22 protein-coding genes and 1 pseudogene are annotated in these 20980 nt (G+C 72.9%); 15 read left to right on the top strand and 8 right to left on the bottom strand.

The window, feature by feature from the left end; translation table 11 throughout:
* Positions 1-6: 6 nt before the first annotated feature.
* Entirely contained in the window at positions 7-1038 is a 1032-nt protein-coding gene (locus tag ACH4E8_RS12330; RefSeq protein WP_398447025.1) for a helix-turn-helix transcriptional regulator, read from the top strand.
* A gap of 276 nt (positions 1039-1314) precedes the next feature.
* On the opposite strand, the gene ACH4E8_RS12325 is transcribed toward ACH4E8_RS12330, so the two are convergent.
* Positions 1315-2259: an SDR family oxidoreductase gene (locus tag ACH4E8_RS12325; RefSeq protein WP_398447023.1), complete on the bottom strand. Its 945-nt coding sequence runs from the start codon at positions 2257-2259 to the stop codon at positions 1315-1317.
* Between the two features lie 107 nt (positions 2260-2366).
* Here ACH4E8_RS12325 and ACH4E8_RS12320 point away from each other — a divergent pair, with 107 nt between their 5' ends.
* Entirely contained in the window at positions 2367-2888 is a 522-nt protein-coding gene (locus tag ACH4E8_RS12320; protein WP_398447315.1) for a DUF4240 domain-containing protein, read from the top strand.
* Between the two features lie 9 nt (positions 2889-2897).
* Here the strand turns inward: ACH4E8_RS12320 and ACH4E8_RS12315 are convergent, their stop codons facing one another.
* Positions 2898-3425: a GNAT family N-acetyltransferase gene (locus tag ACH4E8_RS12315; RefSeq protein ID WP_398447021.1), complete on the bottom strand. Its 528-nt coding sequence runs from the start codon at positions 3423-3425 to the stop codon at positions 2898-2900.
* Positions 3426-3461: 36 nt separating this feature from the next.
* Here ACH4E8_RS12315 and ACH4E8_RS12310 point away from each other — a divergent pair, with 36 nt between their 5' ends.
* Positions 3462-4376, top strand: a complete 915-nt coding sequence (locus ACH4E8_RS12310) for a TIGR01777 family oxidoreductase (protein WP_398447019.1) — start codon at positions 3462-3464, stop codon at positions 4374-4376.
* Between the two features lie 605 nt (positions 4377-4981).
* The gene (locus tag ACH4E8_RS12305; protein WP_398447017.1) at positions 4982-6388 is read left to right on the top strand and encodes an NAD(P)/FAD-dependent oxidoreductase; all 1407 of its coding nucleotides are present in this window, start codon (positions 4982-4984) and stop codon (positions 6386-6388) included.
* 17 nt (positions 6389-6405) lie between these two features.
* Here the strand turns inward: ACH4E8_RS12305 and ACH4E8_RS12300 are convergent, their stop codons facing one another.
* Entirely contained in the window at positions 6406-7890 is a 1485-nt protein-coding gene (locus ACH4E8_RS12300; RefSeq protein WP_398447015.1) for a regulator, read from the bottom strand.
* Between the two features lie 237 nt (positions 7891-8127).
* Between ACH4E8_RS12300 and lipB the strand changes: the two genes are divergently transcribed.
* From lipB to ACH4E8_RS12280, 4 genes are all read left to right on the top strand, one after another.
* A complete protein-coding gene (gene lipB, locus ACH4E8_RS12295) occupies positions 8128-8922 on the top strand; it encodes a lipoyl(octanoyl) transferase LipB (protein ID WP_398447013.1) in 795 nt (264 codons plus the stop codon).
* Between the two features lie 229 nt (positions 8923-9151).
* Positions 9152-10123: a lipoyl synthase gene (lipA, locus tag ACH4E8_RS12290; RefSeq protein ID WP_398447011.1), complete on the top strand. Its 972-nt coding sequence runs from the start codon at positions 9152-9154 to the stop codon at positions 10121-10123.
* A gap of 276 nt (positions 10124-10399) precedes the next feature.
* A complete protein-coding gene (locus tag ACH4E8_RS12285) occupies positions 10400-10609 on the top strand; it encodes a hypothetical protein (protein WP_398447009.1) in 210 nt (69 codons plus the stop codon).
* Between the two features lie 10 nt (positions 10610-10619).
* The gene (locus tag ACH4E8_RS12280; protein ID WP_398447007.1) at positions 10620-11330 is read left to right on the top strand and encodes a DUF4191 domain-containing protein; all 711 of its coding nucleotides are present in this window, start codon (positions 10620-10622) and stop codon (positions 11328-11330) included.
* A 127-nt stretch (positions 11331-11457) separates the two neighbouring features.
* On the opposite strand, the gene ACH4E8_RS12275 is transcribed toward ACH4E8_RS12280, so the two are convergent.
* Positions 11458-11925, bottom strand: a complete 468-nt coding sequence (locus tag ACH4E8_RS12275) for an RDD family protein (protein ID WP_398447313.1) — start codon at positions 11923-11925, stop codon at positions 11458-11460.
* Between the two features lie 223 nt (positions 11926-12148).
* On the opposite strand from ACH4E8_RS12275, the gene glnA reads away from it, so the two are divergent.
* The gene (gene glnA, locus ACH4E8_RS12270) at positions 12149-13558 is read left to right on the top strand and encodes a type I glutamate--ammonia ligase (RefSeq protein WP_361543157.1); all 1410 of its coding nucleotides are present in this window, start codon (positions 12149-12151) and stop codon (positions 13556-13558) included.
* Between the two features lie 12 nt (positions 13559-13570).
* On the opposite strand, the gene ACH4E8_RS12265 is transcribed toward glnA, so the two are convergent.
* Positions 13571-13825, bottom strand: a complete 255-nt coding sequence (locus ACH4E8_RS12265; protein ID WP_398447327.1) for a hypothetical protein — start codon at positions 13823-13825, stop codon at positions 13571-13573.
* Between the two features lie 18 nt (positions 13826-13843).
* On the opposite strand from ACH4E8_RS12265, the pseudogene tnpA reads away from it, so the two are divergent.
* Positions 13844-14029: pseudogene (gene tnpA / locus ACH4E8_RS12260) on the top strand (IS200/IS605 family transposase); the annotation flags it as partial.
* 409 nt (positions 14030-14438) lie between these two features.
* Here tnpA and ACH4E8_RS12255 read toward each other — a convergent pair.
* Positions 14439-14990, bottom strand: coding sequence for a MarR family winged helix-turn-helix transcriptional regulator (locus ACH4E8_RS12255; protein WP_398447005.1), 552 nt, complete (start codon positions 14988-14990; stop codon positions 14439-14441).
* A 65-nt stretch (positions 14991-15055) separates the two neighbouring features.
* Between ACH4E8_RS12255 and ACH4E8_RS12250 the strand changes: the two genes are divergently transcribed.
* Positions 15056-15805, top strand: coding sequence for an SDR family NAD(P)-dependent oxidoreductase (locus ACH4E8_RS12250; RefSeq protein ID WP_398447003.1), 750 nt, complete (start codon positions 15056-15058; stop codon positions 15803-15805).
* 121 nt (positions 15806-15926) lie between these two features.
* Entirely contained in the window at positions 15927-16862 is a 936-nt protein-coding gene (hemC, locus tag ACH4E8_RS12245) for a hydroxymethylbilane synthase (RefSeq protein WP_398447001.1), read from the top strand.
* Positions 16863-16932: 70 nt separating this feature from the next.
* On the opposite strand, the gene ACH4E8_RS12240 is transcribed toward hemC, so the two are convergent.
* A complete protein-coding gene (locus ACH4E8_RS12240; protein ID WP_398447311.1) occupies positions 16933-17214 on the bottom strand; it encodes a hypothetical protein in 282 nt (93 codons plus the stop codon).
* A gap of 139 nt (positions 17215-17353) precedes the next feature.
* Between ACH4E8_RS12240 and ACH4E8_RS12235 the strand changes: the two genes are divergently transcribed.
* The gene (locus ACH4E8_RS12235) at positions 17354-17716 is read left to right on the top strand and encodes an arsenate reductase family protein (RefSeq protein ID WP_398446999.1); all 363 of its coding nucleotides are present in this window, start codon (positions 17354-17356) and stop codon (positions 17714-17716) included.
* Positions 17717-17736: 20 nt separating this feature from the next.
* On the opposite strand, the gene ACH4E8_RS12230 is transcribed toward ACH4E8_RS12235, so the two are convergent.
* Positions 17737-18621, bottom strand: coding sequence for a Gfo/Idh/MocA family protein (locus ACH4E8_RS12230; RefSeq protein ID WP_398447309.1), 885 nt, complete (start codon positions 18619-18621; stop codon positions 17737-17739).
* Between the two features lie 256 nt (positions 18622-18877).
* On the opposite strand from ACH4E8_RS12230, the gene glnII reads away from it, so the two are divergent.
* Positions 18878-19897: a glutamine synthetase gene (gene glnII / locus ACH4E8_RS12225; protein WP_398446997.1), complete on the top strand. Its 1020-nt coding sequence runs from the start codon at positions 18878-18880 to the stop codon at positions 19895-19897.
* Between the two features lie 433 nt (positions 19898-20330).
* On the top strand, positions 20331-20951 hold the full coding sequence (locus ACH4E8_RS12220) for a winged helix-turn-helix domain-containing protein (protein WP_398446995.1): 621 nt from the start codon (positions 20331-20333) through the stop codon (positions 20949-20951).
* The last annotated feature ends 29 nt before the right edge of the window (positions 20952-20980 follow it).

Genomic DNA, 20980 nt, shown 5'->3' with positions numbered 1-20980 from the left:
GGGGGGATGCGCGCTGCCCGGCTGATCAAGATGGTGCTGCTGCTCCAGTCCAGGCCGTCGATGACGGGGGCCGAGTTGGCCCGTGAGTTGGAGGTCTCAGAGCGTACGGTCACCCGGGACGCGGTGGCCCTGTCGGCGGCGGGCGTCCCGGTGTACGCGGACCGGGGCCGGGCGGGCGGCTACCGGCTCATCGGCGGCTACCGCACCCGGCTGACCGGCCTCGGCCGCAGCGAGGCGGAGGCGCTCTTCCTGTCCGGGCTGCCCGGCGCGCTGCGCGAGATGGGGTTGGCGGACGCGGCGTCCGCGGCCCGGCTGAAGGTCTCCGCGGCGCTGCTGCCCTCGCTCGCGGACGCGTCGGCGAGCGCGGCCCAGCGCTTCCACCTGGACGCCCCCGGCTGGTACCACGAGCCGCGGACGCCGCCGATGCTGACGCGGATCGCGGAGGCGGTGTGGGACGACCGCCGGGTGCGGGCCGAGTACGGCAACCGGCGCGGCGAGCGCGTGGAGCGGCTGTTGGAGCCGTACGGGCTGGTGCTGAAGGCGGGCGTCTGGTACTTGTGCGCCCGGGTCGACGGCACGTACCGGGTGTACCGGATCGACCGGTTCTCGGCGGTCGATCCGGTCGACGTCGAGGGTCCGGGCGGCGACGGTACGGACAACGGCCTGCGGGACGCCGGCGACGCCGCGGACGCCTACTTCGAGCGCGACCCGGACTTCGACCTGCCCGCCTTCTGGGCCGAGCGCGCCGCCCAGTTCGCCCGGTCCATCCTGCGCACCCAGGTCGTCGTCCGCGTCACGGCGGAGGGCGCGCGCCGGCTGCCGCACGTCACCGACCAGGCCGCGGCCCGGGACGCCCTGGCCGCCGCGGACGGCCCGGACGCCGCGGGCGAACTCACCGTGACCCTGCCCGTCGAATCCCACGAGGTGGCATACGCCCAGCTCATGACGTTGGGCCCGGACGTCGAGGTGCTGGCGCCGGCCGAGCTGCGGGCGACCTTCGCCGCGGCGGCCGAACGCATGGCCGCGCGCTACGTCTAGGCCCTGCGCATGCCCCTGCGGGCCTGGAAAGCGGCCGCCGTTTCCCTGCGGGTGCGTTGCTCTCTGCGGCCCGGTGGTGGGGTTTTCGCGCAGTTCCCCGCGCCCCTGGTTCGCTCAGCCCGTCGGCCACCTGCGGGCTGGGGGAGGCATTTAGGGGCGCGGGGAACTGCGCGAACAACCCACCACCGGCCGGTGGAGACCAACCCGCCCCCGGCGAAACGGCGAGGACGTCCCCAGGCGCAAGGAAGCGCGGCCCGCGGCCATCGGGTCAGCGGGTCAGCGGTAGTCGGCGAGCCGCGGCTCGCCGCCCGCCTTCTCCGCGAGCATGAAGCCCCACACGTCGGGCCGGCTGCCGTCCGCGTCCGTGACGCCGTACTCCCGGGCCAGTTGCCCGCTGTCGAGCGAGCGGCCGTTCCAGCGGGCCCGGTCGGGGTCGGCGGCGAGCGCGGCGACGCCCCGTGCGACGTACACCGGCGACTCGGACAGCGCCCAGTGCGGCTGCTGCTCCCCGATGCCGTCCCGCCAGGTCTCCTCGGTGAGCCCGAAGCCGTCCAGCATCTCCTCGGAGCGCAGGAAGCCGGGGCTGACCGCGACGGCCGTGCAGCCGAGGGGCCGCAGTTCCTCGCCGAGGGTGTACGCCATCCGGATCGGTGCGTTCTTGGCGAGGTCGTAGTAGAAGTTCTCGCGCGGTTCGCGGTTGGTCTCCGCGGTGCCGTCGGTGACCTCGATCAGCAGCCCGCCCGGCCGCCGCACCAGCAGGGGTAGCGCGATGCTGCTGGTGACGATGTGGGTGCGCACCCCCAGGTCGATCATCCGCAGCCCGCGCGCCAGGTCGACGTCCCACATCCGGGTGTCGAAGTCGAGCAGCGGGTTGCCGCCCCAGACGTCGTTGACGAGGACGTCGAGCCGGCCGTGGTCCCGCTCGATCCGGTCCACCAGTGCGCGCACCTGCTCGGGCACCAGGTGGTCGGTGGGGACCGCGACGCCCTCGCCGCCGGCGGCGGTGACCAGTTCGGCGGTCTCCTCGATGGTCTCGGTCGCCCGGCCCAGTTCGCTGACCCGCTCGCGGGTGGTGCGCCCGGTGGCGTACACCACCGCGCCCGCGGCTCCGAGCTGGACCGCGACGGCCCGTCCGGCGCCCCGGGTGGCGCCCGCGACCAGCGCGACCTTCCCCGCCAGCGGTCGGGTGGGCTTCGTTCCTCGGTTGTCGTTCGTCGTCATGGCCCCGACCGTCGCATGCATTCCCGACATCTGCTGTCCGGCTTTCGCCACCGTTTTCGCGGGCTCCGCGTGCGCCCGGTCGCGTCAGCCACGATGCTGGACGCGTGATGGACGAGACGGAGTTCTGGGAGATCGTCGACAGCACCCGCGAGGCCGCCGAAGGCGACCCGGAGGACCACGCCGACCTGCTCGTCGAGCGGCTGCTCCAGCTCGACCCGGACTCCGTGCTGGACTTCGCCCGCCACTTCGAGGCCCGGTACAACCGCGCGTACACCTGGGACCTGTGGGGTGCCGCGGCGCTGCTCCTCGGCGGCGCCAGCGACGACGCCTTCGACTTCTTCCGCTGCTGGCTCATCGGCCAGGGTCGGGAGGTCTTCGAGGGCGCGCTGCACGACGCGGACGCGCTCGCGGAGCTGCTGGACGACTTCGACGAAGCGGTCGACGGTGACGGGGAGGCGCTGGGGTACGCGGCGGACGAGGCGTACGAGCAGCTCACCGGGGCCGTGGCGCCGGAGCTGGGGATCGCGCCGCAGTCCGCGGAGCCGGTGGGCACCCCGTTCGACTTCGACGACGACGCGGCGCTGGCGCAGCGCTTCCCCCGGCTGTGGGAGCGCTTCGGCCCCGAGTGAGGCGGTGGCTCAGTCCAGCGGGCGGCCCATGCAGACGTCGTCCACGTACTCGCCCGCCAACAGGAACTCCCCCGGCAGCACGCCTTCCACGACGAAACCTTCCGCCTCGTACAGGGCGCGGGCGGGCGCGTTGTGGCCGAGCACCCGCAGCGTGATCCGCACCGCGCCCTGCCGGCGCGCCTCGTCGCAGGCGGCGCGCAGCAGCGCCCGCCCGACGCCCCGGCCGCGGGCCGCGTGGGCCACCGCGAGGCCCTGGATCTGGCGCACGTGGTCGTTGCAGGGCAGCGGCGTCGGCGGCACCAGCTTGATGTAGCCGAGCACCTCCCCGCCCGCGCCGCCGGGCTCGCCGTCCTGCGCCACCAGGATGTCCGCGGGCGGGTTGCGCTCGTGGAAGAAGGGCCCGTACGGCGGCGTCGGCTGCGGTTGCACGGAGTGCAGGGGGGACCAGGTGTCCCCGTCCAGCGCGGCGAGCGCGTCGTCGTCGGCCGAACGGGCGGGCCGGACGTGATGGGTGGCGGATGCAGGAGACTCGGGCATGCGGGTAACTGTGCCACGGCGGACCGTCCGGGCAGGATGGTTTTTATGCGGATCGCGATCTCCGGCTCCACCGGACTCATCGGCACGGCGCTCGTGCGCTCCCTGCGCTCCGACGGGCACGAGGTGGTGCGCTTGGTGCGGCGCCCCGCCCGTGCCGGGGACGAGGTGCAGTGGGACCCGAAGCGGCAGTACGTAGACACCGGCGCGGCCGGGCTCGTCGGCTGCGAGGCGGTGGTGAACCTCGCGGGCGCCGGCGTCGGCGACCACCGCTGGACGGCGGCGTACCGCAAGGAGATCCGCGACAGCCGGGTGCTGGGCACCGCCGCGCTCGCGGAGGCCGTGGCCGGCCTGGACACCCCGCCGCAGGTGCTGCTGTGCGGCAGCGCGGTGGGCTTCTACGGCGACACCGGCGACCGCGCGGTGGACGAGAGCGCCCCACCGGGCGACGGTTTTCTGCCGAAAGTCTGCGTGGAGTGGGAGGAGGCCGCCGCGGCGGCGGAGGAGGCCGGCATCCGTACGGTGCACGCCCGCACCGGCCTGGTGGTGTCCCGGCACGGCGGGGCGTGGGGCCGGATGTTCCCCCTCTTCAAGGCGGGGCTCGGGGGGCGGCTGGGCGACGGCCGGCAGTACTGGAGCTACATCGCGCTGCACGACGAAGTCGCGGCGCTGCGGCACATCATCGACACCCCTTCCCTGACCGGGCCGGTGAACCTCACGGCGCCCGACCCGCTGCCGAACCGGGAGATCACCGCGGCGATGGCGCGGGCGGTGCGGCGCCCCGCGGTCTTCGCCGTCCCCGCGTTCGCCCTGCGGATCGCCCTCGGCGACATGGCCTCCGACGTCCTCGCGAGCCAGCGCGCGGTCCCGACGAAGCTCCTGGAGTCGGGCTTCTCCTTCGCCTTCCCGGGCATCGACGCGGCGATCGCGGCGGCGCTGGCCGACTCCGCGTAGCCGCGCCCGCGCTTTCCCTGCGGGGTGCTGGTCCCTGCCCCCCGGTGGCGGGTCACTCGCGCAGTTCCCCGCGCCCCTGACGTACGCGCCGTTTCCCTACGGTGTGTTCGTCCCTGCACCTCGGTGGGTGGCTTGTCGCGCAGTTCCCCGCGCCCCCGTTTTGCCGCCCCCGGTGCCTAACTGCGACTTGTCTACGGCAGGTTGCCCCAGCGCCCCCTACGCCCGAAGGGCGTGGGCAATGAGGGGCGCGGGGAACTACGCGAGAAGCCACAGACGGCCCGCAGACGCCATCACCGCACCCCCGGAACGGCGCCCTCCGCGCCAGCCGAGGCAACGGCACTTGGCCGAAGACCATGGGGGCGGAACTGCGCGAAGGGACCGCGGGCCGCGAGCCACGCAGACCAACGCACCCCTCAGGGAAACGGCGAGCACGTCGGGCCCGCTGGTGGCCTCATCGTAGGGCGCGGGCCCGTGCGGACGGGGTCCGCGGGCCCTCCGGGCGGGCGTCGCCCGAGCGGGGCGCCGGGCCGTACGTCCCAGCGCAGATCGGCCACGCCCGCGCACGCGCCGCGCGGACTTCGGTATTCACCGCGCCCGTTGGGGGCATGACCCTGTGGGAGCCCGGCAGTCCGTGGCCCGGCGCCCCCACCAGCGTTGCCGACCTCGGGGAGGGGCACGTGCTCATCAGCACCGCTCACGACGCGGACCACGCGGACGTCATCATCGTCGGGGCCGGCGTCGCCGGACTCGCGGCGGCCCGGCTGCTCACGGAGGCGGGCGTCAGCGTCTCCGTGCTGGAGGCCGGGCCCGAGCCGGGCGGCCGGATGGCCACCGACGAGGTCGACGGCTTCCTGCTGGACCGCGTCGGCCAGTTGCTCAACACCTCGTACCCGGAACTGCACCGCACTCCGGGTCTGGCCGGGCTGCCCCTGCGCCCCTTCGCGCCGGGCGCGCTCGTGCACCGCGACGGACGGCTGCACCGTACGGGCGAGGTCACGCTGCGCCGCGGCGGCGCGGTGGCCGGCCGGGACGACCGCGGCCGGGCGTTCACCGTGGCGCGCGCCCTGGCGAGCGCCCCCCGCCCGCTCGACGAGGCGAGACTCGGCGCCTTCCTGACCCGGCTCGCGGGCACCCCGCCGGACCGCGTCGCGGCCCGCCCCGAACGCACGGCGGCCGCGGCGCTCGCCGCCCGCGGCCTGCCGTCCCGCACGGTCGGCGGCTTCCTGCGCCCGCTGCTCGCCGCCCTGCTGGCCGACCCCGGACTGACGACGTCCAGCCGCTGCGCCGACCTCGCCCTGCACGGCTTCGCCCGCGGCCGGACGTGCGTGCCGCAGGGTGGCGCCGCGGCCCTGCCCCGGCTGCTCGCCGACGGGCTGCCGGCCGGCGCGGTCCTGACGGGCGTACGGGTCAAGGACGCGTCGATCAACCGGGTCAGCACCGTGGAGTACGGCGAGCTGAGCTGTCGCGCGCTGGTGCTGGCGACCGGCGCGCGGGAGGCCGCGGAGCTGCTGCCGGGACTGCGAATACCGCCGTTCCACCCGGTGACCGTGGTGCACCACGCGGCGCCGGCGGCGCCCCCGACGGGCCCTTCGCTGGTCCTCGACGCGGACCGTACCGGCCCGGTCTCGCACACCGCGGTGATGAGCGAGGTCGACCCCGCGCGCGCCCCCGACGACCGCGCCCTCATCACCTCGACGGTCCTCGGCGCTCCCCCGTCGGACCTCGACCGCACGGTCAGGGCGCAGCTGTCCCGGCTCTACGGAGTCCCCACCGACGACTGGGAGCTGCTCGCGGTCCACCACACCCCCGAGGCGGTCCCCGCGATGCCCGCCGGCCACGCCCTGCGCCGCCCGGTGCGGGTGCTGGCGGGCCTGTACGTGTGCGGTGACCACCGGGACACCAGCGCCGTGCAGGGCGCGCTGCACTCCGCCCGCAGGGTGGCCGACGAAGTGCTCCGCGACTTCGCCGGCGCCGCGGCCCCGGCCGGCCCGGGGCTGAGCTCCGCGGCGTAGGGCGCAGCCCCGAGGGCTCAGCCCATCGCCGCGATCCGCTCGCGGTAGGTGCGGACGGCCGCCGCGTCCCGGTAGGGCTCCAAGCGGCGCTCGAAGTCGCGCACGTACTCCTGCGCCCGGGCCGAGCGCATCTCGGACGCCTGGAGGGCGGCCTCCGCGCCGAGCGCGCACGCCTGGTCGAGTTCGCCGAGGCCGAGCCGGGCGGTGGCGAGCACCACCCGGCAGAAGAGCCGGCTGCGGGCGAGGGAGTGCGGGCGCAGTTGGAGGGAGCGTTCGGCGTGCTGCACCGCGGCCCGGTACTGCTGGAGGTCGCGGTAGCAGTGCCCGAACTCGTCCGCGAGCTGCGCCTCGTCGAAGAAGCGCGCCCAGTGCGGCACCTCGTCGCCCGGGCGCGCCGACTCCAGCGCGCGCTCGGCCCGCATGAGGGAGGCGGTGCAGGCGCGGGCCTCGCCGAGGACGCCGTGCCCGCGGGCCTCCACGGCGTGCAGCAGCGACTGCACGACGGGCGGCGCGGTCGGCCCGAGGCCCTGCTGTGCGACCCGGGTGAGCTGCACGGCCTCCCGCCCGTGTCCGAGGTAGACCGCCTGTCGGCTCATGGTGACCAGGACGTAGCTGCCGTACGCCCGGTCCCCCGCCGCCTGCGCCAGCCGCAGCGCCTGGACGAAGTAGCGCTGGGCGAGCCCGTGCGCGGCGATGTCGTACGAGGTCCAGCCGGCGAGCCGGGTCAGATCGGCGACGGCGCCGAACAGCCGGCGGCCGGTGACCTCCCCGTACGTGCCGCGGAGCATCGGCTCGGCCTCGTGCTCCAGGTAGCGCACGAGGGCCTGGCGGGCGTGGCCGCCGCCGTACGCGTCGTCGATGGAGCGGAACAGCTCCCCGACCGAGCGCAGTGCGGCGATGTCGCCGCTGGAGACCCGCTGCCCGGGGCCGCGGTCCGTACTGCGGTCGAGGCCGCGCTGTCGGGGCACGCCGACGGGCGGGCCGCCCTGGTGGGGCACCCGCAGACCGGTCGCCGGCGCCTCGGCGCGGCTGGTCTGGGCTCCCTCACCACGGCTGACGCGTTCGTCGGCACGGCCGATCAGCCAGTCCCTGCTGGGCACCACGAGCCCGGCTGGGGTGAAGGCGATCTTGCGCAGTTCGGCGTGGCTGCCGGAGTCCTTGCGCCACAGGCCGCCGACGATGTCGACGGCCTCCTCGGGCGTGGCGGCGAACTCCAGCCCCGCGTACACGGGGGCGCAGGCGTCGAGGCCGAGGTCCTGGGCCGACAGTCGTCGGCCCAGGCGTCTGGTGAACACCTCGGCGATGAGCGCGGGGGTCGTGCCGCGCGGCTGCTGGCCGCGCAGCCAGCGCGTCACGGACGTCTTGTCGTACCGCAGGTCCAGCCCGTGCTCCTGCCCGAGCTGGTCCACTCTGCGGGCGAGTCCCGCATTGGAGAATCCGGCCTCCGCGATGAGCGAGGCGAGCTGGCGGTTGGGCGTGCGCTGCGGGGGTCGTTCCGTCATCAGCTGTGCGGTCTCCTGCCTTCCGGGCCGGTCGCAGCCCTCATGGAACGGCGCGAATTTAGCGGCCCCTTCCAGCCCTCCGACGGCGTTCGAGGCAGCTTCATCCGATCGTGTGAGGATTGGGGTCGGCGCTGACGGGAAGGGCCGCCGCCCGCCCGGTTCGGCCGACCGCCGTACAGTGGCGGAGGTGCAGCAGGCGCGGCAGCGCGAGTAAGACGGTTCGAGGGAGGCAGTGCCGTGGGTGAGCTGCGGTTCGTCCGGCTGGGCTTCGGCGACGAGGCGGTCGAGTACGTGGAGGCGTGGCAGCAGCAGCGCGAGGTGCACGCCGCCCGGTTCGCGGACGAGGTGCCGGACACCTGTCTGCTGTTGGAACACCCACCGGTGTACACCGCCGGGCGGCGCACCGAGGACAGCGAGCGCCCCCTGGACGGCACCCCCGTCGTCGACGTGGACCGCGGCGGCAAGATCACCTGGCACGGCCCGGGCCAGCTCGTGGGCTATCCGATCCTGAAGCTGCCGCGCCCGGTGGACGTGGTGGCGCACGTGCGCCGACTGGAGGAGGCGCTGATCCGCGCCTGCGCCGAGTTCGGCGTGGTGACCAGCCGGATCGAGGGCCGCAGCGGGGTGTGGGTGCTGGGCGACCCGGTGGAGCAGCGGCCGTCGCTGGGTGGACTTTCGCTGGAGTTCGACCCGCGGCTCACGGACGACGAGTTCGACCCGCGGCTGAACGGCCCCGAGTACGCCCCGTCCAACGCGGGCCAGCGGCGCGAGGACCGCAAGCTGGCCGCCATCGGCATCCGCATCGCCAAGGGCGTCTCGATGCACGGCTTCTCGCTGAACGTGAACCCGGACACCACCTGGTTCGACCGGATCGTGCCGTGCGGCATCCGGGACGCGGGCGTCGCCTCGCTCGCGGACGAGTCGGGGACGGACCTCACCATCGCGGACGTGCTCCCCGTGGTGGAGAAGCACCTGCGGGAGGTGTTGGAGGGCGCGGAGCCGCGACCGAGGGAGATCGAGCCCGCGGTGTGAGCACGCCGTGGGCCGCACCTCGTCCGCCCCGGTGCCGCGATCACGGGCCGTTCGGGGGAATGTGCCTGTGTGTGACCAGGTTGGGATGACGCAGGGCCGTACAAACGACGGGCGTACCCTGGTGTGCGCCGCTGATTCGAATGCCGCAAAGCCGTGCGCGTCGCAGCGCAGTGAAACGCAACGCAGTGCAACGCAACGCCGTGCAGCGCAACGCAGAAAGGGGCACCACGTGTCCGCTGTCGCACCCGACGGACGCAAGATGCTGCGCCTGGAGGTCCGCAACGCCCAGACCCCCATCGAGCGCAAGCCCGAGTGGATCAAGACCCGGGCGAAAATGGGCCCCGAGTACACCAAGATGCAGAAGCTCGTCCAGAGCGAGGGGCTGCACACGGTGTGCCAGGAGGCCGGCTGTCCCAACATCTTCGAGTGCTGGGAGGACCGCGAGGCGACGTTCCTCATCGGCGGCGACCAGTGCACCCGGCGTTGCGACTTCTGTCTGATCGACACCGGCAAGCCCGAGGCCCTGGACCGCGACGAGCCCCGTCGGGTCGGCGAGTCCGTGGTCACCATGGACCTGAACTACGCCACGATCACCGGCGTCGCCCGGGACGACCTGCCGGACGGCGGTGCCTGGCTGTACGCGGAGACGGTGCGCCAGATCCACGCCCAGACGGCGGACCGCGCCGACGGCCGCACCAAGGTCGAGTTGCTGGCCCCCGACTTCAACGCGGCGCCGGAGGCGCTGGCGGAGGTCTTCAGCTCCCGCCCCGAGGTCTTCGCGCACAACGTGGAGACCGTGCCGCGGGTCTTCAAGCGGATCCGCCCCGGCTTCCGCTACGAGCGCTCGCTCGAAGTGATCACCCGCGCCCGCGAGGTCGGTCTGGTGACCAAGTCGAACCTGATCCTGGGGCTCGGCGAGGACCGCGCCGAGATCACCGACGCGCTGCGGCAGATGCACGACGCGGGCTGCGAACTGATCACGATCACGCAGTACCTGCGGCCCACGGTGCGCCACCACCCCGTCGAGCGCTGGGTGAAGCCGCAGGAGTTCGTGGAGCTGAAGGAGGAGGCCGAGCAGATCGGCTTCTCCGGCGTGATGTCCGGCCCGCTGGTGCGCTCCTCGTACCGCGCCGGCCGGCTGTACCAGCAGGCGATGGAGCGGCGCGTGACCGGCGACCGCGTCCAGTTGCCGGTGGTGTGAGCCCCCGGCCCGCAGCGGCGCGGACGGCCACCGTGTGAATTCGCGCACAAGCGACTACCACCCGGTAATGAAGTGCACGGCGCGGCCCGGACGCTCCCCGCAGGTCGGGGCGGCGTACGGGTCGCGTCGGCGTTCCGGGCCCCCTCGTCAGGGTTTCATCACCGTTTGACCGCCCGGTCACGCACTGGTAACACCGACGGGTAACCCTACTTTTGCGGGCCCGCCGGGGCCCGCAGCGGCCACGGCCGCCTTCCCTCCCCGAAGGGGGCCACCCCCATGCACGCACTTCCGGAGCGCGCCACCGCCCTCCCGTCCGTGACCGGTGCCCTACGCGCCGTGGAGTCGCTGCTGCTGGGCGGCGGACAGCGCACCGCGCGCCGCAACGCCTGGTCGGCGGTGCTGGAGGACCGCCGCCGGGCCAAGGACCGGGTGGAGGCGCTGCACGTACTGGAGGCCGTGGCGGACCGCGCGCCCCGGGCCACGTAAACTTCGGTTTATGGCGAGGAAGGCAAAAACAGACAGCACTGACGCTGCTGCGAACCCCGGGCGACTGAAACAGATCGCCCTGACGTACAAGATGACGCGCAAGGCTGACCCGAAGGTCGGTCTCATCATCGCCGCCGTGGGAATCGTCACCTTCGGTGTCTTCCTCGGCTTCGGCTACCTCATCGGCTTCCCGGTCTACCTGGGCATCCTGGGCTTCCTGTTCGCCCTCCTCGCCGCGGCGATCGTCTTCGGACGCCGTGCCGAGCGGGCGGCCTTCGGCCAGATGGAAGGCCAGCCGGGCGCGGCCGCCGCGGTGCTGCAGAACGTGGGGCGCGGCTGGACGACGACCCCGGCCGTCGCGATGAACCGCAACCAGGACGTGGTGCACCGCGCCGTGGGCCGGGCGGGCATCGTGCTGGTGGCCGAGGGGAACCCGAACCGGCTGAAGACGCTGCTCGCGGCCGAGAAGAAGAAGATGGCGCGGATCGCGATGGACGTGCCGGTGCACGACATCGTCGTCGGCAACGACGAGGGCCAGGTCCCGCTGAAGAAGGTCCGCACGACCATGCTGAAGCTGCCGCGGGTGCTCTCGGGCCCGCAGGTGACGGCCACGAACGACCGACTGCGGGCGCTCGGGGACCTGATGAGCAACATGCCGATGCCCAAGGGCCCGCTGCCCAAGAACATGCGCATGCCGCGCGGCGGCCCGAAGATGCGCTGACCTGCCGGTCCCTCTCGGGACGGCCGGGAAAGCCTTCCGCAGCCTTCTGCGCGCGACGTGGGGAGGGGCGGTCCGGATTCGATCCGGACCGCCCCTCCCCCTTTGCGTACCGTCGACGCCTACGCGCTCACAGCCGCACCTGTACGGCCTTGGCGAACCGGTCGTGCAGTCCGCGCCCGTCGCGGTCCCAGATCAGGGCCGGCAGCGCCAGACAGAGCAGCGCGGTGCGCAGCAGGACCCGGCCGAAGCCGAGCCGTCCGCCGTCGACGGAGACGACCCGGAGCTTGAAGAGCCGCTTGCCGGGGGTGAACCCGACGGTACCGACGGCGAGGACGCTCACCACGAAGAGGACGCCGACCGCGATGTTCGCCGTGGTCTGCGGGGCACCGCCGCCGAAGAACGCGTTCGCGATCAGGAAGCAGAGCCCCCAGTCGACGAAGATGGCGCCGAGGCGCCGCCCCGTGGGCGCGATGGCGCCCGGCCCCTCTTCCGGCAGGCCGAGCCGCTTGCCCCGGTGACCGAAGTCGACGCCCATGTCCTCGGCCGCCGCGCGGGGCCCGGAGAGCCACGATCCGACTGCTTGCCTCTTGTCCACATCCACCCGTCCACGGTACTGGGCCCCCGTTCGTCCCCTTCGGGCCGGGTGTCGATGGTGACGTACGCAACCCGGCCACCGGCTCGGTTAACGCGAGCGAAACAATCGGGTCATGCTGGAGAAATGGGTCCTGCCTATGGTCGGGACCTGCGTGTGCCACCGCACTGGCCGCACGGACGAGCTACCACCCCGCCCATCCCGGGTCGGGAGTAGGAGGAGTTGGATGTTCCAGAACGCCGACGACGCGAAGAAGTTCATCGCAGACGAGGACGTCAAGTTCATCGACGTCCGCTTCTGCGACCTCCCGGGCGTGATGCAGCACTTCACCATCCCGGCGCATGCGTTCGACCCGGCCGAGGAGCTGGCCTTCGACGGCTCGTCGATCCGCGGCTTCCAGGCGATCCACGAGTCCGACATGGCGCTGCGCGCCGACCTGTCGACGGCCCGGGTCGACCCGTTCCGCCGGGACAAGACGGTCAACATCAACTTCTTCATCCACGACCCGATCACGGGCGAGCAGTACAGCCGCGACCCGCGCAACATCGCCAAGAAGGCGGAGACGTACCTCGCCTCCACCGGCATCGCGGACACCGCGTACTTCGGCCCCGAGGCCGAGTTCTACGTCTTCGACTCGGTGCGCTTCAACACCTCCGCGAACGAGGGCTTCTACCACATCGACTCCGAGGCCGGCGCCTGGAACACCGGCGCGGTCGAGGACAACCGCGGCTACAAGGTCCGCTACAAGGGCGGCTACTTCCCCGCCCCGCCGGTGGACCACTTCGCCGACCTGCGTGCCGAGATCTCCCTGGAGCTGGACAAGGCCGGCCTCCAGGTCGAGCGCCAGCACCACGAGGTGGGCACGGCCGGCCAGGCGGAGATCAACTACAAGTTCAACACCCTGCTCGCCGCCGCCGACGACCTGATGCTCTTCAAGTACATCGTGAAGAACGTCGCCTGGCGCAACGGCAAGACCGCGACCTTCATGCCGAAGCCGATCTTCGGCGACAACGGCTCGGGCATGCACGTCCACCAGTCCCTGTGGCAGGGCGGCGTCCCCCTCTTCTACGACGAGCAGGGCTACGCCGGCCTCTCGGACACCGCCCGCTACTACATCGGCGGCATCCTCAAGCACGCCCCGTCGCTGCTGGCCTTCACCAACCCGACGGTGAACTCCTACCACCGCCTGGTCCCCGGCTTCGAGGCCCCGGTGAACCTGGTGTACTCGCAGCGCAACCGTTCCGCCGCGATGCGCATCCCGATCACCGGCTCCAACCCGAAGGCCAAGCGCGTCGAGTTCCGCGCCCCCGACCCGTCCTCCAACCCGTACCTGGCCTTCGCGGCACTCCTCCTCGCGGGCATCGACGGCGTCAAGAACAAGATCGAGCCGGCCGAGCCGATCGACAAGGACCTCTACGAGCTGGCGCCCGAGGAGCACGCGAGCGTCCCCCAGGTCCCGACCTCCCTCCCCGCGGTCCTCGACGCCCTGGAGGCGGACAACGAGTACCTCCAGGCGGGCGGCGTCTTCACCTCGGACCTGATCGAGACCTGGATCGACTACAAGCGCACCAACGAGATCGCCCCGATCCAGCTCCGCCCGCACCCGCACGAGTTCGAGCTGTACTTCGACATCTAAGATCGCCGCAGGTCAGAGGCTGTTTTCGCTCTCCTGGGCCGTCTGTGGGCCGTCGTCTCCTTCGGGAGGCGGCGGCCCTCCGTCGTGCGGCCAGGCGTTCACGCGGACGAGGGCGGGCGGGCCGGAGAGCAGTGGGCTGAGTTGGAGGATGGATATGTCGACCTGGCCGTGGCCGTCCTCCCAGGCCGCGACCGGGCGGCAGCCCTCGGCGTCCAGGCCGCAGGTGGAGCGGGTCTGGGAGGTCGGCTCGAAGCGGCCGATCTTCACCAGAGTGCGTCCATAGCGCTCATGCGGTCGGGGTGTACGGACTTCGACTGCGAGCTGGTGGAGTTCAACGGTGAAAACAACCACGTCCATCTGCTGGTGAACTTCCCGCCCAAAATCGCCGTGACCAAGCAGGTCAACTCCCCCAAGGACGTCTCCTCCCGCCGCCTGCGCCAGGAGTTCCCCGACCTGGTACGGCACTACTGGCGGGCCAACAAGCCACTCGCCGCCCGGGGCCGGCCGGGACTCCGGAGCGGGCGAGGAGTCCACGGGCGTGGAAGGTTCACGCGACATGGCGGCACGGTAGTGCCGCCCCACGACAACGCTCCCTGCTCAGCGCTTCGGTCAGCGCTTCTTCTTCCTCCTCTTCTGGGGCGGCGTCCACACTCCCCGGTGGAGCTGACAGCGGGAGTATCCGATCATCGCCGGGTTCTGACAGGGTTGCCCGCTCGCCGTCTTCGTCGATCCGCATTTGACCTGCTTACCCATGTGCCCTCCCGTCGTTTCAGTGCCTTGTCGACATGGTCGGGGGCGAGCACTGCGGGCGTCCTCGGATCGCTTCGCTTCGGCCGGATCGCGGTCGTGTGCGGCCGAAGAGCTGCTGGAGGGCCGTTCCTCACGACTCGTCGCCCACCTGCGTCACACGCGTGTCCCCCACCGCCTGCTGGACCCCGTGGAGCAGCGCCGTCAGGAGGTCCGCCAGTTGGGTCCGCTGGTCGGGTGGGAGGGCGGCCAGCAAGTGCGATTCGCGGGTGAGGACGCGGCCCACCGTGGACTCGACCAGGGCGTGGCCCGCAGGGGTGAGGGTCACGTCCACCGTGCGGGGGCGGCCCTGGGGGCGGGTGCGGGTGACGAGGCCGTCGGATTCCGCGCGGGCGACGCGTTGGGAGATGGCGCCCGCGGTGACCAGGGCGCGGCGGCTGAGTTCGCGGGTGGTCAGGGTGTACGGGGCGCCGGCGCGGCGCAGGACGCTGAGGAGGTCGAGGGTGGCGGGGTCCACCCCGGCGCCCGTGAGGACCCGGCGGCGGTCGTCGCCGAAGAGCTTGGCCAACTGCCACAGCGGGGTGACGACCCCGATCGAGGAGACCGGGACGTCGGGGAGTTCTCGGGCCCAGGCGTCCGCGATGTCCTGGGCCGATGCCTGCGTCGGGAGGTTTTCGCTTGCCACGGCGCCTCTCAGTCGGGTTATGTTTAGACCTGAATTTAGATCTGAACGAACGAGGAGACCAGCATATGTCACGCACGATCCTGATCACCGGTGGCGGTACGGGCATCGGCCGCGCCCTCGCGCGGCACTTCGCCGAGACCGAGGAGGGCGGCACCGTCGTCATCACCGGCCGCCGTGCCGGGGTGTTGGCCGAGGTGGTGCTGGACATCGCGGACCGGCCGGGCAAGGCGGCCCACGTGATGGCCCTGGAGTGCGACCACACCGACCCGGCAGCGGTGGCGGAGTTGGTGGCGAAGCTGCCGGACCGGATCGACGTCCTGGTGAACAACGCCGGCGGGAACACCGACTTCGACGCCGAAGGGGCGTCGGACCTCGCCGCGTACGCCCGGGACTTCCGCGCCAACCTGGACGCCAACCTGGTGAGCGCGGCGCTCACCACCAAGGCGGTGGAGCAGCGGCTCGCCGCGGGCGGCTCGGTGGTGAACATCGGGTCGATCGCCGCCGACCAGGGCGCCGGTTCGTACGGAGCGGCCAAGGCGGGGCTGGTGGCGTGGAACGTGAGCCTGGCCGGGGAGTTGGGGGCGCGGGGCGTCACGGCCAACGTGGTGGCGCCCGGGTACACCGTCGAGACCGAGTTCTTCCGGGACAAGCTGGCCGACGCGCGGCGCGACGCGCTGGTGGCGGCGACCGACACGGGACGGGCGGGGACGCCCGCTGACATCGCCGGGGCCGTCGCCTTCCTCGCCTCCCCCGCCGCCCGGCACGTCACCGGGCAGGTGCTGCACGTGAACGGCGGCGCGCACAAGGGACGCTGAGGGAGGGACGGAAGGAGGGCCGACGGAGGAGGGCGGACGCGGCGGCCATCCGGCTGTGCCGTGGGCCACGTGGTGGCCGAAGCGCACGGTCCGCGGCGTTCGACCCCCTAGGGTGTTCGCCATGTCCGTTCCCGAGCTGATCCGCATCGTCACCCGCTCGTCCCCGATGGCCCTCGCCCAGGTGGAGCGCGTCCGTACCGAACTCGCCGCGCTGCGACCGGAGATCCGTACGGAGGTCGTGCCGGTCACGACCTCCGGCGACCGGTGGATGGGCGACCTCGCCAAGCTGGGCGGCAAGGGCGCCTTCACCAAGGAGGTGGACGCGGCGCTGCTGGCCGGGGAGGCCGATCTGGCGGTGCACTGCGTGAAGGACGTGCCCGCGGACCGCCCACTGCCGGCCGGCACGACCTTCGCCGCCTTCCTGGCGCGGGACGACATCCGGGACGCGCTGGTGCACCCCGACGGACTGACCCTGGACCAGCTCCCGCCGGGCACCCGGATCGGGACCTCGTCCGTACGGCGGATCGCCCAGCTCGCCGCTTCGCACCCGGAGTTGGAGTGCGTCCCGATGCGGGGCAACGCCAACCGTCGGCTGGAGAAGCTGGCGGCCGGGGACGCGGACGCGCTGCTGCTCGCCGTCTCGGGCCTGGAGCGCATCGGGCGCCCGGACGTGATCAGCGAGGTCCTGTCGGTGGAGGCGATGTGCCCGCCGATCGGGGCCGGCATCCTGGCGCTCCAGTGCCGGCAGGACGACGCGGAGACCATCGACGTCGTGAGCGGGCTGGGCGACCCGAACGCCTACCGGGAGGCGACGGCGGAGCGGATGTTCCTCCACGTGCTCCAGGGGCACTGCAACTCGCCCATCGCCGGGTACGCCACGGCCGAGCGCGGCGGGGAACTGTCGCTGCGGGCGAAGGTGTTCACGCCGGACGGCAAGCGGGTGCTGAACGCGCACGAGTGGGCCGGCCCGCTCGACCCGGCGACGCTGGGCACCTCGGTGGCGGTCGCCCTGCTGCGCCAGGGCGCGCGCGAACTCATCGACGGCATCGCGCACTGACGCCCGACGACCGCGCACGGACACCGCGACCCGCGGGGGCCCGACCACCGGGACCCCGCGGGCGTCCGCATCAGCGGCCGTAGCGGATCAGTGCCCTGACCATGCGGCAGGTGGTGTCCGACGGCGGGTGGATGCCGAGCTCGTCCGCCGTCGAGCGGATCCGCGCGTTGTCCGCCGTCGCCGGGTGGTACACCCCCGAATCCAACAGGGCTATCGCCAGCCGCATCGCCTTCAGCCGACGGTTGTGCGTCACGTACCACTCGCGCGGCCGGCCGGCCGGGAGGGGCTTCTTCGCCAGGGTTGCGGATGGGGTGTGGTGGGCGGTGCGCCCTGCTTGAACGGGCTTCCTCATGAGTCTGGATACGGCCATCGACAACCTCCCGTTGCGGTGGCGGGACCATCCCGAACTAGTGTTCATTCTACGGTCCGGCACTGACAATCGCCGCTGGCCAGACGGCATTCCGGGGCTGTTCCAGCGGTACGGTTGCGGCATGGAGATCTGGATCAATCCCGCCTGTTCCAAGTGCCGCAGCGCCCTCACCCTCCTCGACGCCGAGGGCGCCTCGTACACGGTGCGGCGCTATCTGGAGGACGTGCCGTCCGCGGCCGAGATCACGGACGTGCTCGACCGGCTCGGGCTGGAGCCGTGGGACGTCACCCGCACCCAGGAGGCCGCGGCGAAGGAGCTCGGACTCAAGGACTGGGCGCGGGACGAGGCGTCCCGGCAGCGGTGGATCGCGGCGCTGGTCGAGCACCCCAAGCTGATCCAGCGCCCGATCATCACCGCCGACGACGGCTCGGCCGTGGTGGCGCGCACCGACGAAGCAGTGCGCGACGCCATCGGCCGCGGCTGACGCGGGACCCGGCTGCCGGCTCAGCCGAGCTGCGCCTCCGCCGCCGCCAGGACCTCGGTGAGCCGCAGCCCGAACCGTATGTCGCAGTCGTGCGCGCGTCCCGTCCGCGCGCTCTGCGCCAACGCGTCGACGGCGGCCACGAACGAAGGCACCGCGTCCCACGTCGCGTCCAGGCTCACGGTCCCCTCGTCGCCGGCGAACTCCAGCCCGACGCCCTGCGCCCGGGCGGGCGCGCTGAGGGTGAGGGTCACGGTGCTGGACGCCCCGCCCGCGTGCCGCAGCACCAGGTGGACGGCGTCCGCGGGGCCGCGCACCGCCGTCACCTCGGTGACGTCGCCGAGCACCGGGACCAGCGCGGCCAGCGCGTGCGGACCGAGGTCCCACAGCCCGCCCTTGGCGCGCCGCCAGGGGGAGGCGGCGTACGGACTGTCCGAGTCGGCCGCGTAGAGGGAGCCGAGCCAGTGGGTCCGGCCGGTGAACCAACCGCCCTTCGCGGCCTGCTCGGCGAGCCAGTCGCGCGGCCCTTCGGCGTACCGCATCGTGCAGAAGACGAGCGAGGCGACCCCGGCGCGCGCCACGGCGTCCGCGGCCTCCCGCGCGGCGGCCGGGTCCGTCGCGACGGGCTTGTCCAGCAGCACGTGCCGACCGGCCCGGGCCGCGCGGGCCACCAGCGGCGCCTGGACGTCCGGCGGGACGGCGAAGGCCACGGCGTCGCACGCGTCGAGGAGCGCGTCGAGCCCGTCGTCGCCCGTGTGCGCCGGCACTCCGTACCGGTCCGCCAACGCCTGCGCGGCCTCGCCGCGGCGGGCCCAGACGCCGGCGAAGACGGCCCCGTCGTGGCCGTCGAGCGCGGGGGCGTGGGTGCGCTCCGCCCAGGGGCCGGCGCCGACGAGTCCGACGCGCATCGGACCCACCGGGCCGTCGGCGTCCGTCCCGGCGGCTGCTGCGACTGCTGTGGCTGCTTGCGACTGCGGTGTCATGGCCCCAGTGTGCCCAGCGCTCCGCCCGCGGGGCCCGGAGAGCGGGCGGTTCCGGCCGCCGCCACGGGCGCCACCGGGTGGCGCGGCGCGTAACACGGGGTTCACAAACGGGCAACGACGGGGAAATCGCACATTGCGAAGCTGCCGGACATACCGCAGCACCCGCAAAGGATGAGACCCCGTGACCTTCAAGGCTGAGTACATCTGGATCGACGGCACCGAGCCGACCGCGAAGCTCCGTTCCAAGACGAAGATCCTGCCGACCGGCGCGGAACTGCCCGTCTGGGGCTTCGACGGCTCCAGCACGAACCAGGCCGCGGGCAGCGCGTCCGACTGCGTACTCAAGCCGGTCTTCTCCTGCCCGGACCCGATCCGCGGCGGCGCGGACCTGCTCGTCCTGTGCGAGGTCCTGGACACGGACATGAACCCGCACCCCTCCAACACCCGGGCGCCGCTCGTCGAGGTCGCCGAGCGGTTCGCCGGGCAGGAGCCGATCTTCGGGATCGAGCAGGAGTACACCTTCTTCGAGGGCGAGCGCCCGCTCGGCTTCCCGATCGGCGGCTTCCCGGCGCCGCAGGGCGGGTACTACTGCGGGGTCGGCGTGGACGAGATCCACGGCCGGGACGTGGTGGAAGCCCACCTGGAGAACTGTCTGGAGGCGGGGCTCGGCATCTCCGGGATCAACGCCGAGGTCATGCCGGGCCAGTGGGAGTTCCAGGTCGGACCGCTCTCCCCGGTGGAGGTCGCGGACCAACTGTGGATCGCCCGCTGGCTGCTGTACCGCACGGCGGAGGACTTCAAGGTGTCGGCGACGCTCGACCCGAAGCCGGTGAAGGGCGACTGGAACGGCGCGGGTGCGCACACCAACTTCTCGACGAAGGCGATGCGCGCGACCTACGACGCGATCATCACCGCCTGCGAGGCGCTGGGCGAGGGATCCAAGCCGCTGGACCACGTCAAGAACTACGGCGCGGGCATCGACGACCGGCTGACCGGCCTGCACGAGACGGCGCCGTGGAACGAGTACAGCTACGGGGTGTCGGACCGGGGCGCGTCGGTGCGCATCCCGTGGCAGGTGGAGAAGGACGGCAAGGGGTACATCGAGGACCGCCGGCCGAACGCGAACGTCGACCCGTACGTGGTGACCCGGCTGATGGTGGACACCTGCTGCACCGCGCTGGAGAAGGCCGGGCAGGTCTGACGACACCGGCCGACGAGGCCGTTTCGGCCACATGTGCGAGGGGCGTCCGCCGTTCAACGGCGGGCGCCCTGCGCGTCGTTGCCGCCGGCCGCGGCATCCGGCGGACCCGACTCCGGTCGTCGGTCCCCGGAATGAGCCATGCCGCGCGAGTGTGACGAGATCGGCGTCTCGGTACGTGAGAGTGGCCCTGCTTCGCGGGGCGTTCATCTGATTCAATGAGCCCATGGCCGGCTTCCAGAACACCGTGACGGGTCCCAGTGACCTGGAGCCGTTCTGGCCTTCCCGGCAGCACCACGACTTCGACCGGGTGTGTTGCCGCGCGCAGAACGCGCGGGCCCACTAAAACCGGTCTCCGGCCTTCGGCCAGCGCGCACGACGTACGTCCGTCCCATCGACTCGTCGACTCCTCCGCGCGAAAGAGAGCTGACCTCTCATGGCGAACCCCGCTCATCCCCGCACCTTCTCCGCGGTCCCGGCCGCGAACCGCACCGCCCAGGCCCCGGTCCGGCCCGGTGTGCTGCCGCCCCCCGGCCGGCCGGCGCGGCACCGGCTGCGGGCCGTCTCCCCCGACGAGGTCGTACCGCTGGGCACGTTCCGCAGCGTCGCCGACGTCCTGCCGCCCGGGGCCACTTGGCTGCCGGCGCCGCAGCACAACCTGCCGGCGGTGGCGGGCCGGCCGCCGATGGTGGGCTATCTGGTGCTCGTACCGGCCGACCAGCAGCACTCGCCGCAGCCGCTGCCCCCGGTCGCGGTGGCCCGTGCGGCGGGCGGGAGCGGCCCGGTCCGGATCGACTCCGCCGAGCGGATCGCGCTGGTGGACGGCCGGCCGCTGGATCTGACCTATCTGGAGTTCGAGTTGCTGGCGCACCTGGTGACGCATCCGCACCGGGTGCACTCGCGGGACCACCTGGTGACGACGGTGTGGGGGTACGGGCACGTCGGCGACGGCCGCACGGTCGACGTCCACGTGGCCCGGCTGCGCCGCAAGTTGGGGGCGGAGCACCGGCACGCCATCCAGACGGTGCGCCGGGTGGGGTACAAGTACGCGCCCTGATCGGGCCGTTCGGGCCGGCCGACCGCGGT

It is taken from the genome of Streptomyces sp. NPDC017979 (assembly GCF_044328175.1).
Classification (GTDB): domain Bacteria; phylum Actinomycetota; class Actinomycetes; order Streptomycetales; family Streptomycetaceae; genus Streptomyces.
The sequence above is the reverse complement of the archived record's forward strand: the minus strand, read 5'-3'. Positions and strand labels throughout refer to the sequence as shown.